Source organism: Streptomyces milbemycinicus, from assembly GCF_002154605.1.
GTDB lineage: Bacteria > Actinomycetota > Actinomycetes > Streptomycetales > Streptomycetaceae > Streptomyces > Streptomyces milbemycinicus.
In genome coordinates, this window is the sequence record NZ_MUNE01000227.1 from 14,673 (window position 1) to 26,175 (window position 11,503).

The 11,503-nt window shown below is 69.9% G+C and carries 11 protein-coding genes; all 11 read left to right on the plus strand.

What is annotated here, in order from left to right; genetic code table 11:
- Position 1: 1 nt before the first annotated feature.
- Positions 2-154 carry a hypothetical protein gene (locus CCN51_RS55005; RefSeq protein WP_158104691.1) on the plus strand — a complete coding sequence of 51 codons (153 nt, stop codon included), beginning with the start codon at positions 2-4 and terminating at the stop codon, positions 152-154.
- Positions 155-164: 10 nt separating this feature from the next.
- The gene (locus tag CCN51_RS19535) at positions 165-389 is read left to right on the plus strand and encodes a hypothetical protein (protein WP_086859870.1); all 225 of its coding nucleotides are present in this window, start codon (positions 165-167) and stop codon (positions 387-389) included.
- A gap of 114 nt (positions 390-503) precedes the next feature.
- Positions 504-2,156: a major capsid protein gene (locus tag CCN51_RS19540; protein ID WP_086859872.1), complete on the plus strand. Its 1,653-nt coding sequence runs from the start codon at positions 504-506 to the stop codon at positions 2,154-2,156.
- Between the two features lie 71 nt (positions 2,157-2,227).
- On the plus strand, positions 2,228-3,055 hold the full coding sequence (locus CCN51_RS19545) for a hypothetical protein (protein ID WP_086859874.1): 828 nt from the start codon (positions 2,228-2,230) through the stop codon (positions 3,053-3,055).
- 2 nt (positions 3,056-3,057) lie between these two features.
- Complete coding sequence (locus CCN51_RS19550; RefSeq protein ID WP_245881650.1) at positions 3,058-3,528, plus strand: hypothetical protein; 471 nt, start codon at positions 3,058-3,060, stop codon at positions 3,526-3,528.
- Positions 3,529-3,532: 4 nt separating this feature from the next.
- Positions 3,533-4,276, plus strand: coding sequence for a hypothetical protein (locus CCN51_RS19555; RefSeq protein ID WP_086859879.1), 744 nt, complete (start codon positions 3,533-3,535; stop codon positions 4,274-4,276).
- A 19-nt stretch (positions 4,277-4,295) separates the two neighbouring features.
- Complete coding sequence (locus CCN51_RS19560) at positions 4,296-7,382, plus strand: hypothetical protein (RefSeq protein ID WP_143675844.1); 3,087 nt, start codon at positions 4,296-4,298, stop codon at positions 7,380-7,382.
- A gap of 60 nt (positions 7,383-7,442) precedes the next feature.
- Positions 7,443-8,360 carry a hypothetical protein gene (locus CCN51_RS19565; protein ID WP_086859883.1) on the plus strand — a complete coding sequence of 306 codons (918 nt, stop codon included), beginning with the start codon at positions 7,443-7,445 and terminating at the stop codon, positions 8,358-8,360.
- Positions 8,361-8,647: 287 nt separating this feature from the next.
- On the plus strand, positions 8,648-9,043 hold the full coding sequence (locus tag CCN51_RS19570; RefSeq protein ID WP_143675845.1) for a hypothetical protein: 396 nt from the start codon (positions 8,648-8,650) through the stop codon (positions 9,041-9,043).
- 15 nt (positions 9,044-9,058) lie between these two features.
- Positions 9,059-9,346 carry a hypothetical protein gene (locus CCN51_RS19575; RefSeq protein WP_086859887.1) on the plus strand — a complete coding sequence of 96 codons (288 nt, stop codon included), beginning with the start codon at positions 9,059-9,061 and terminating at the stop codon, positions 9,344-9,346.
- A 69-nt stretch (positions 9,347-9,415) separates the two neighbouring features.
- Positions 9,416-11,422 carry a glycosyltransferase family 4 protein gene (locus CCN51_RS19580; protein ID WP_086859889.1) on the plus strand — a complete coding sequence of 669 codons (2,007 nt, stop codon included), beginning with the start codon at positions 9,416-9,418 and terminating at the stop codon, positions 11,420-11,422.
- Positions 11,423-11,503: the final 81 nt, after the last annotated feature.

Below are 11,503 nucleotides of genomic sequence, written 5' to 3' on the forward strand. Positions count from 1 at the left end.
CATGCCGTGCGCCTGCCAGAAGAACAAGACCCAGTACGAGGTCATCGACGCCGCGGGCACCCGCGTCTTCGGACCCACCCCGTACAAGACCACCGCAGACGCCATGGCCGCGCGTGGCGAGGGCCGCACCGTCCGCGAAGTCGCCAAGAAGTAGGAGGCCCCCTATGGGATGCGGCTGCGGCGGCGTCCGCAAGCAGTCCACCGGCGCACGCGCTGCCACTCGCAAGGGCAAGACCACGTATCAGGTCGTCCTTGACGGCGGGAACGGTCGCGTCGCCTTCACCACCACCAACGTGACACTCGCGGGCAGCGTGTCCGTCAACTACCCGGGCAGCGTCGTGCTCCCGCTCGGCGCCACCAACACCCCGCCCGCGGCCACGAAGGCGTGAGCACACCGCATGGCGGCCAGCCTTGACACACAGGGCTGGCCGCCTCGTCGGCTAATATGCCTGGCAGTCGCTGGTTTAGGGCCGGACTCCTGCGAAGTATCAGGAGTCCCGTACATGGCTGAGCCGTTCGAGCTCCCCCTGCCCGAAGATCTCACCGCCCTGGATGACGAGCAGCTCGCTGCGGCTCTTGAGGGCGCCGTCCAGGCATTCGACGCCAAGGCAAAGTCCAGCCTCGTCACCCCGAAGGACATCGAAGACCTGCGCTCCCTCGCCTCCGGCGTGGAGGCGATGCGCAAGGAGCAGACCGACCGCCTCGACGCCGCCAAGGCCGCCGCGGCGGAGATTGAGCAGCTCGCCGCGCAGGTCCGTGGCGAGGACCCGACGGCCGCCCCGGAGCCCCCGGCCGAGCCCGCCGCCCAGGTGGAGCCGGAGACGCCGGCCGAGCCGGAGCCCACCCCGGAGCCGCAGGTGTCCGCCTCCTCCGCCCTGGTCAGGCGCCCGGCCCTCAACCTCGCCTCCGTGCGCGCCGTACAGCCGCGTGTCCTGCCGGAGCCGCCAGCCCCGGGCACGCACATCACCGCTGCGGTGGATGTCCCCGGCTATACCCCGGGGGCCCCGCTCGATTTCGGGCAGGTGGTGACCGGCATCATCAGCCGCGCCAACGCGCTCAAGACGGCCGGCGGCGGAACTGGCCAGGTGATCAGCTATCGGCACCCGTTCGCGCAGGAGCTGATTGTCACCGACTCCAGCAGCGCGCCGGAGGGCACCACGGTGGCCATCGCCGCGCAGAACCAGGGGCGGCTTCCGAAGGGCGACCTCGTGGCCTCAGGCGGATGGTGTGCGCCGTCGGAGACGCTGTACGACATTACCGGCGTGGCTTGCCCGGACATGCTGTGGGACGCCCCGGAGATCCAGCTCGCGCGGGGTGGTTTGAGGTACTACAAGCCGCTGTCCCTGGACGTCGGCTCCCTCACGTGGGTGCACACTGAGGCCGACGACATCAGCGGCGCCACCAAACCGTGTTTCAAGATCCCCTGCCCGGACCCCGTCGAGGTGCGCTGCGACGCGGTCGGTGTCTGCCTGGAGGCGGGCATCCTGACGCAGCGGCACTTCCCGGAGCTGGTGGCGTGGTACTTGCGCAACTCGATGGTGGCGCACGAGATCCGCCTCAAGCAGGTCCTGTTCCAGCAGGCCCTCAACACCGCCACCCCCGTCACGCTTGCGCCGACCTTCGGTGCCCTGTCCGCCATCTACAACGCCGTCGCCCTCCAAGCCGCGGACATGATCGAGCGGCACAGCCTCTGTGACACGGTCGCGCTGGAGGTCGTGTTCCCCTGGTGGAGCCGCAATCTCTTCTTGGGCGACCTCGCCCGGCAGAACGGCGTCAACATCTGCGACCTGTCCCCGACCTGCATTCAGGACGTGTTCTCCACCCTCGGCGTGCGCGTGCAGTTCGCCCGCGGCCTGTCCCCGGCTGTCCCCGCCGACATCGGCGGCGCCACCGCGGCCACTGAGTGGCCCGCTGCCGTCCAGTTCCTCGTCTACCCGTCCGGCTCTCTCCAGATCGGGCGCGGCGAGGAGATCAATCTGGGTGTTGTTCATGATTCAACCAAGTTCGTGACCAACGACTACACCGCACTTTTTGCGGAGGAATGCACCGCTTTGGTCGACCGTTCGGTGGACACCCGCATCGTTACCGTCCCGGTCTGCCCGGACGGTGCCACCGGCGCTCAGCTGGAGCTCGTCTGCGCCGCCGGCAGCAGCTGACCCCTTCACCCGATGCGCAGCCCCGGCCCCCTGCCCGGCCGGGGCTGCCTGGATGAGAGGAGGTGAGGCAGATGCCAGCAGCCGGACTCCGCCGACGCGTTGAGGCCATTCCCGGCACGCCGCTGCCGCATGGCATCCTCGGCGGCTGCGTCGACATCATCGACGTGGAGGACGTGCACGAGCTCCTTGGCACGGAGTGGATGCCGCTCTCGTGCGCCGCTGCCCACGACTGGGACTGGTGCCCGGAGGACTCCAGCACCCCGGGGCCGACGGCGAAGACGTTCGAGCGGCCCGGGGTGTGCTCCGCCTCGCCGATCACCATCTACGCCGGCGCCACCTGCTCCACGGTCGGCTGGCCGTATGAGGAGGCGGTCCAGCACGCCCGCGAGACGCTGCGTATGGGCTCGCAGCGCGCACTGGAGGAGTGGTTCGCGCGGGACGTGCTCTGTCCCATGGCCGCGGACCTCACCCCCACCGCCGGGGCCGTGTCCATCGCGCAGGGCGTGGCCGCCCTGGAGGGGTGGTTGGTTGAGACATACGGCGGTCAGGGCATCCTCCACGTCCCGGCCGGCGCCGCCGCCCTGCTGGGCTGCTGCAACGTCGTGCACCTGGAGGACGGGGTGCCGCGCACCCTCATGGGCAACTGCGTGATCATGGGCAGCGGCTACTCCGTGAACGTCGGCCCGCCGGACTGCACACAGGCCCCCGCCGGAGAGGCATGGCTCTTCGTGACTGGCCCCATCCGCGTGCGCCGTGAAGCCCCCGCCATCGTGCCGGGCACCGACGCCGAGAGCTTTCGCATCAGCACGAACGACCGATTCGTGCTCGCCGAGCGGTCGTTCGTAGTGGAGGTCGCGTGCTGTGAGGCCGCAGCGATCCGGGTGGTGCTTTGTCCGTGAACATGATCACTGTCCAGCCCACTCGGGCGCTGCGCGTGGACTTCGCCCGATGGGCGGTCGCCCAGACCCCGAAGGTCCGCACCTGCTCCACGACCGAGTTCGCGTTGCCGCCCCACCTGTTCACGTACATGCCTGAGGAGCTGCTGATCGACTCCCTCGTGGATGGCCACCGCTACCGGTCCCCGATGGAAGACGAGCGCCTTACCGCGGTCCCGGAGGTGCGGACGGCAATGCCGGGTGAGGCGCCACCGCCCGTCCCGGACAGCGCGTACGGGCCGGACGCCGTCCCGCCGGCCGAGCCGGAGAACGTGGCCGCCACCGATCCGGCGACCGTCCAGACCGCCGCGACGGCCGCCCCGGTCGCCGAAGAAGACGCCACCGCCGACAAGCCGGCCTGTGACGTCTGCCTCCGCGACTTCAAGACCCGACGCGGCAGGGACACGCACCGCCGCATGGCACACAGGGAGGCATGAACCGATGGCGATCGAGCCTGTTCCCTGCGCGCCCGGCGGAGGCGGCGAGCCGGTAGAGGTCAACGTCACCACGTGCTGCGCCCCGTCGATCGCCTCCACCCCGCTGTGCCGCCAGGACGGGACCGCGGTCCTCCTCGTCGTACGGTCCGGCTGCGCTGCGTGCGGCGAGGCGGCGCCGGACCCGGAAGTCGTCGGCTGGATCGACCCCGCGACCGGCACGTTCACCCCTGGCACGGCGCCAGTAGACGCAGGCCCGTGCGGCGGCGACCGGTGCGCCAGCGCCACCGCGCTACGCCTGTGCGACCAGACCGACGGCGGCGAATGCGTCCCGTTCCTGCGGCACCTTGTGCACGACTGCGACGGCCAGGTAACCGCGAGCACCGACACGGCCATCGACGGCATCACGCCCTACACCCCGGCCGGGGATGTCAGCGACTGCTCCGCCTGTCAGCAGTGCGAACCCACGCCGCTCTGCCCGCAGCTCCTCGGGCTGAGTGGCCCGGAGACGTGGACGATGCCTGAGGGAACCGAATCCGTGGCCCTTCAGGTGGCATGCGGGCCGGTGGTGGTCACGGACTGCGCTGGCAACTCAACGCAGATCAACGAGTGCGGCACGGGCCTGTCCTGGTCCGCGCCGCCCGCGGGCTCCGCCCCGGGCACCTTGTGCACGCCCTTCACGGTCGAAGTCCTGGACGGCGGCGCGGCATACATCAACTTCCTCGGACCCTGCGCGGGCGACGAGTCATGACCAAGAGCGGAGTGAACTGATGCCCGTCGGAGGCAACTTCACGAACTGCCAATGTGGGCCCGGGGCTGCGGTGTGCGAGGCCCCGACGCAGCCTGTAGCCACGGTGGGCCTGTGCCTGCCCGACGGGACCCCGATTGCCGTCTGCGTCGTCCGGGACTGCGCCGGAGGCGTCACGTCCGAGGGATGGATCAACCTGACCACCGGACAGTTCTCGGTCGGCGCACCTCCGGCCGGAGCCATGGCGTGCGGCGACTCGCGCGCCTTCGAGCTCGCCGGGGTGCTGTGCGATATCGCCCCGGCGACGGGTGACGTCCTGGGCCTGGTGCTGCTCCAGTACGCCTACAACCCGGACGGCTCCCTTGCCTCCGTCACACTCCTGGACGCCGCCACCGGCGACCCCTACACCCTTCAAGGGGAGTTGCGGCACTGCCCGGCCGCAGTCGAGCAGCCCGACCTGGATCTCGTCGTGCTGTGCGACACCCAGCAGGATGGCACCCGCACCTCGTTCGTGCGGGACTTCCGCCGGGACGAGAACGGCACGATCACCGGCCACACGGACTACACCCTCGACGGCGCCCCGTACACGCCGACGGGCACAGTCGGTCAGTGCACCGAACCGCGGGTGGACGTCGAAACCGGCGTGCTGTGCCTCATCGATGAGGCATCCGGCAACGTGGTGGGCAGGGTCCTGGCGGAGTGGACCTACGACGACCAGACCGGGGACCGTACCAGGCAGCGGCTGGTGGACCTGGCAACCGGCGCCGAGGCCCAGGTACCGGCCGGCGCAGTGCTGTCGACGTGTCCGCAACCGGACCGGATCACCCGACAGGTCTGCGTGGTGGAGTCCGGCGAGACCGAGTTCCTGACGAACGAGCCGGGCGCTGGCAGCGGCGTTGACTCGGACTGGGTGTGGGCGCCGGACCTTTCCGGCATCTGGTATCCGATGTACCGGGTCCAGCCAAACCCAGCGTGGACGCTGACCGACACGGACACCACGAGGCCCGCGCACTGGGTCGGCCCTCATGCCGACCACACTGTCTGTCCGACCCCTGGGGAGACATCACCGCCCGTCCCGGCGACCTGGTACACCCGCGCCTCGTGGAACCTCCCGCCCAACGTGAACCCGGACACGATCCGGATCGCCGCGACGGTCCTCAACGCGGACAACGACGTCGTCCAGTGGCGGCTGAATGACGGCCCGTGGCAGCCCGTCGCCGCCGCCGGATTCAACCCACCTGCCTGGACATTCCCCCCGACCGCCGTCCCCGGCGGCCGGCCGGGCATGAACGACGTCATCGTCCAGATCTTCGAGGCGCAACCCGCCGCGTGCCCGAGCCCGAACAGCGCCGGGATGATGCTCCACGTCAAAGCGGCATACGACTATGAGCCGCAGGTCTGGACACAGGTGATCGAGCCTGGCGGCCAGGTCTACTACCTCGACGAGACCGGCGCTCGGCAGGACACCATTCCGCCGAACCACCGGCTCGTGCCCTGCGCCGGAAGTGGCGACGGGGCCTGCTGCCCGTGGCAGGACGCCGAGGTACTGACGCTGTGCGACACCGCCGCAGACGGCACCGCGACCGCCTTCCTGCGGCACCTGACCTACACCGAAGAGGCCACGGCCCCGGCCGTCACGGACACCGAGCTCGACGGCGTCACCCCGTACACCCCGGCCGGGACGGTCGGCGTGTGCGAGGGGGCGGAGGAGTCGTGCCGGAACTCCAGCACGCTCCTGCTGTGCGACCTGCCCACGGACGGGACGCCCACGCCGACGGTCACGGACACGGACCCGACCGCGTACTTCAGGAGCCCGCCGACCACCCCCGTGCCCGGCGGCGCACAAGTCCTGTGGGACGGCGGCAGCATCACCATCGGACCGGACCAGGCGCCAGGTCCGCACCCTTCCGGCGTGGTACGGACCGTCGCGGCGATCGTGCAGGCGGCCCGCCCGGCGTGCGATACCGGCATGGCGCACGTGAAGGCATCCGTCGACGTCGCGCAGCTCGGCCCGACGGCCGGCTGCGGCCCCGTCGGCTGGATGTTCCTCTTCAACGGCACCACGCAGGTCATCCACGACGCGCCGCCCAACAACACCCCCTTGGGCTGGACGGGCACGCTGACGGTAGGGGCGGACGTCCCGGCCGCTGACCTCGCCGCCGGTCAGATCGCTGTGGTACTCGGCTTCGACACCTACGACTCCTGCGACGGCATCACCCCGTCCCAGAACTCATGGGAGCTGTCCGGCTTCACGACCGAGACAACGTATGACCAGACCGGCTGCGCTGAGCAGGTCCTGGCGACCGTCGTCACCGACTGCAAGACCGGACAGGTCGAGTCCGTCACGTACACCACGATGGACGGGACGCCGTACACGCCGACCGGCACGATCGGCCAGTGCCATACCGCAGGCGGGGGACAGGCACCCGAGCCGCAGCCGTGTCCCGCCCGCTCGGTTACCGAGGCATGCCGGTGCGACGACACCGACGGGGACGGCGTCGGCGACGTGCTGTATACCGAGCTGTGGGCGGTCGACACGTGCAACGGCGAGCCCCCGACACTTCTGGGCACATACGAGGACGGCGACCTCAGCAAGCCCTACACGCCGACATCGCCCGTCGACTGCACAACGGACGACGAGGCGCGCCTGGACGGCGAGCCGGTCGTCCTGTGCGACGTCGCTCCTGGTGGCGCTTCAGTGCCGTTTCTGCGGCACGTGCGCTATGACCAGACCGGTAACCCCGTTGGCGCGGTAGACACCGCCCTCGACGCCGTGACCCCGTACACGGTGACAGGCACGATCGGCACGTGCACAGCGCCCCCGACGCCGGATGCTGTAGTGGGCACCGGTCTCAACCGGCAGATCGCTGCTGGCACGTTCGACGTCAAGGCCGCGGCCCCGGGCTTGCAGTCCGCTACCGTCACCGTCCTCACTGGCACCGCCCAGGTCACCACCTCATCGGGCACCGTGACGATCCCGGCCGGCCTGTCCCTGACGTGGTCCGTCGCGGACGACGATGACTCGGTCCTGTCGGTGCTGTCGGTCACGGTTGCGGCTGGGGCGGACGTCGTCACGAACTACACGCACAAGACAACGGCATCAGGGTGATCTGAGGATGGCCCGTGCCGCTGGCTGGTCCCGTATCCGTCCAATGAAGGTGGGTGGCTGATGTCTGGAACCGGAGCAGCGCTGTCGCTGGACTGCCCGAGCGACATCGCGACAGAGTGCTGGAAGATCCCCGGGTACCGGTACGTGTCCTACGACAACAGCGGCGACACCCCGTGCGGCATGTCCCGGATCAACGGGGCTCCGGCCGGGGTGTGCACGACGCCGAACGTCCGCGTCACCTCCTGGGTCATCAACGGCCGGAACGTCCTCGCCGCCCCCACCGTCGACGGGTGGGACAACTGCACTATCCCGTGGCTGAACGATTTCGCGACGACCCTCAACATGTGGGATCCGTTCGCCGGGAGCTGGAGCGTCGTGCAGTCCGAGGAGTGCGCGTACTTCGTGCGGTCACGGGCGCTGCCGCCGACCGGTGTGCAGTACGGGCGGCTGACAGCGACGAACACGGACACCAACGAGACGCTGACCTTTGATCCGATCGTCGTGTCCGTGCCGGATACCTACTACCGGCGGATCATGGAACGCGCCTGCGACGGATCTACCAGCGTGCGGTGGACGGACGCTTCGGGGGCGGTCGTCGCGGCGCCGCCGATGGAGCAGGTGATCCAGTGTGACGTCGATGTGCTCCCAGGCGCGCACTCGGTCCCGACACAGCGGCTCCGGCCTCGCGTGAAGCGCTACACGGGCAGCGTCGCCTCGGAAAACTTCGACGACGCTTTCAACGTGCAGACGCTGACGCTGCGCGTCATCACGGGCCCGGTGCGCATCCGGGCCGCAGGCTCCGGGAGCCCCGTCACGTACGCCGATGACGTCACGGTGCCCACCGGGACCGTCCTGACGTGGGGCGTGGAGAACAGCGAGCATGCCCAGCTCGACGGGGCGCTGATCTTCAACGGCACCGCGGGGACGTCCGACTTCCTCATCAACTGGACCGAGACGACGCACACGGACAGCGACTGACGCCACCCCGAATCCACGCGGCCAAACCGACAGCACCTGAGACGGAGACCCTGGTGAGCAAATGCTGCGGCAGCAACCGGCCTTGCACCCATGTGATCAGTAGGTCGCCGCTGGCCACCGGCTGCGGCCTTACGGGCGGCGGCAGCGCCACGAGCCCTCTGACCGCCGCCGTGTCGGCGTGGCCGTACCCATGTGACCTCGACACGCACGCGGGCGGTGTGTACTGCGACACGGCCGGTGTCCTGCGCTCGGAGCCGCGCCCGGTCTATGACTATGCGCAGTCGTCCGTGAACGAGGTCTTCCCCGACAATCCGGTGGTACCGACGACGGCCAACTCTGACGGCACGACGGTGGCTCTGCGGACTCTCGACATCACCAACCCGGATCCGTGCCGTGAGGCGGTCGTGCTCATTGAGGTCGAAGTCGACGTCGATTTCGTGCTCCCGCCAGGTGGACGCGCGGCGTACTTCATCGCCCGAGACGAGATGTACCGAGTCCAGAACACCGGGGGCAGCACGATGTACGACGTGCACACCCAGAACACGAAGGTCACCGGGAACAGGACGATTCCGCCGGGCGGGACGATCACATTCAGCCTCGATATCGGTATGGGCTGGGGTGCCGGAGGCGCGACCTACAACCGCGTTCAGTCGTTCGTCCGCGCGATGATCTTCGCGCTCTAGCCTCGGAGGACCCTCGTGCCAGACACAACCCGCTACGTCCGTACGGCCTCCGGCAGCGTCATGGAGATCGTGGAGTCCGACCCCGGGGCCGCTGGTATGCCGGAGGGCGGCCAGGAGCTCACCGACGAGGAGGGGCAGGCCGCTTGGGCCGAGGCCGAGGCGCGCGTCACCGCGTATGCCGAGCAGCTCCGCGCCGCCGACGACGCGCGCCACGAGGCCGCCTACAACGCGCTCTTGGAGGCCGGTATCCCGGAGCCCGTTGCCCGGGACATCTCCGGTTACCAGCGTGCCCCGGCCCCCTGACGAGACCCGTCGGCCGTCTCCGGCCGCCGCGGGAACAGAGCACGCTGCACCACCAGAACGGGAGACCACATGCGCATCCTGGCCGTCCTGCCGACCTACGGGCGGGTGCCCCCGACGGGAGCGGTCATCACCACCCGCGAGTACATCCGCGGGCTCGTTGGGGCAGGGCACTCCGTGCAGGTCGTCACCACGGGCCGTCAGTCCGGCCGCTCCCGCACCGAGGACGGGGTACAGGTGTGGCCGTTGGGCACCTGGCGGTCGGCCATCCACAAGGAGCGGCCACAGCTGATCATCACCCACCACGGGGACCGGCGGGCCGCGCAGATCGTCCGGCAGCTGGGGAGGATCCCGCACCTGCTGATGGTGCACGGCATGTCGGCGACCCGGAACCTCGGGAGCCCGGCCCTGGCCTGGTTCCCTTCGCAGGCTTGCCGCGACCATTACGCCGACTATGGCGGCCCGGCGCTCGTCCTGCCGCCCCCGATCAACCCGGCCGCGTACGGCACGACGCCGGGGGACATGGCCACCCTGAACGGGGCCACGGTCGCCAAGGGCGCGGACGTGCTCGCCCACATCGCCGCACGGATGCCGGACACGCGGTTCCTGGTGGTGAAGACCGTGGGCCGCGTCCCGGCGAGGATGCCGCGGAACGTGGTGCTGATCGAGCGGGGCGACCCGCGCGAGGTGTACGCCAGCACCCGCGTGCTGCTCATGCCGTCCACAGTGGAGTCCTACGGGCGGGCCGGCGTGGAGGCGATGGCGTCCGGCATCCCTGTGCTCGCCGCCCCGCTGCCGGGCATGCGCGAGGCGTTCGGGGACGCGGCCACATACATCCCCCGCGAGAACATCGACCGGTGGGTGGAGGAGCTGCGCCGCCTGCTGTCGGACCCGGACGCCTACGCCACGGCCTCGGCCAAGGCACGGTCGCACGCGGCCGGCCTGGACTACGCGGGGAACCTGCGCCAGTTCGAGGCCGCGTGCATGAGCGTGCGCCGCCCCGACGCCGGCGAGCAGCTCGCCGCGCGCTCCGCTGACGCCCTGAACTCCCTGCACCAGCAGTCGCCGACGCCGGACGTCGTTGCCTGGATCCACTTCGGGGTGCCGTACCGGCGCGCAGGCTCAGAGACGATGCTCCACACCATGATGCGCGCCCTCAAGGACGCGGGCCTTGACGTGCTGGTGGTGTGCTCCGCCATGCCCGAGGCCCCGCCCTCCTGGGAGGCGGACGGCATCCCCTATGCCGCGCTGGACCCGCTCGCTGCCGACGGCGCGATCCGGTCCATGAGGCCGCGCATCCTCGTCTCACACCACGACTTCGCCGAGAGCTCCATTTCCCTGTCCAAGGGCATCGGGGCACGGTCGGTGCTGGTCGTGCACTCCGACTTCGATATCGCGGCCCGCCCCCTCGCGTTGTGGCCGGACCTGGTGGTCTACAACACCGAATGGGTCCGCCGCTCATTGGCCCCCCGCTACCTCGAGGTCGACCACATCCCATCCCTGGTCGTGCACCCGCCAGTGATCCCGGAGGAGCACCGCGCCCCAACGAGGGGCGACCGCGTCACGCTGGTCAACCTCAACCGGCACAAGGGCGTGGACACGTGGCGCGGGGCTGCGGCCAACCTCCGCACCCGTCCCTTCCTCGGCGTAATCGGCGGCCACGGCAAACAGATCCTGCGCCCGGTGCTGCGGAACATGCGGATCATCCCCCAGACCTCCAACATGCGCGGCGACGTGTGGGCGCACACGCGGGTGCTGATGATGCCCAGCATCTACGAGTCGTACGGCATGGCCGCCGTGGAGGCCCTCGCCTCCGGAATCCCCGTCATCGCCCACCCTACCTCCGGCCTGCGCGAGGCGCTGGGGAACGCGGGCATGTTCATCGACCGGGAGGACGTCCGCTCGTGGGTGGCGGCCATCAGAGAGCTGTACCCGGACGGGGAGCGCCGGGCCGCAGCCGTCGCAGCCGCGTTCGCCCGCAGCGCGTTCCTCGCGAACCAGATGGGCGCGGAGATCAAGCAGTGGGTGGAGGCCGTCCAGGCGCTGCTGTCACGGGAGGTTGAAGCATCGGCTGCGTGATCCACCACAGCTATCCTGTTCGACAACGCCGATGGTTTAGGGCCTGGCTCCTTTGCAGCAAAGGGAGCTATGGCCCATGTC

Coding starts and splice junctions, on each gene's coding strand:
- CCN51_RS19565 (WP_086859883.1), top strand. CDS start 7,443: ATGTCTGGAACCGGAGCAGCGCTGTCGCTGGACTGCCCGAGCGACATC.
- CCN51_RS19560 (WP_143675844.1), top strand. CDS start 4,296: ATGCCCGTCGGAGGCAACTTCACGAACTGCCAATGTGGGCCCGGGGCT.
- CCN51_RS19555 (WP_086859879.1), top strand. CDS start 3,533: ATGGCGATCGAGCCTGTTCCCTGCGCGCCCGGCGGAGGCGGCGAGCCG.
- CCN51_RS19580 (WP_086859889.1), top strand. CDS start 9,416: ATGCGCATCCTGGCCGTCCTGCCGACCTACGGGCGGGTGCCCCCGACG.
- CCN51_RS19535 (WP_086859870.1), top strand. CDS start 165: ATGGGATGCGGCTGCGGCGGCGTCCGCAAGCAGTCCACCGGCGCACGC.
- CCN51_RS19545 (WP_086859874.1), top strand. CDS start 2,228: ATGCCAGCAGCCGGACTCCGCCGACGCGTTGAGGCCATTCCCGGCACG.
- CCN51_RS19550 (WP_245881650.1), top strand. CDS start 3,058: ATGATCACTGTCCAGCCCACTCGGGCGCTGCGCGTGGACTTCGCCCGA.
- CCN51_RS55005 (WP_158104691.1), top strand. CDS start 2: ATGCCGTGCGCCTGCCAGAAGAACAAGACCCAGTACGAGGTCATCGAC.
- CCN51_RS19540 (WP_086859872.1), top strand. CDS start 504: ATGGCTGAGCCGTTCGAGCTCCCCCTGCCCGAAGATCTCACCGCCCTG.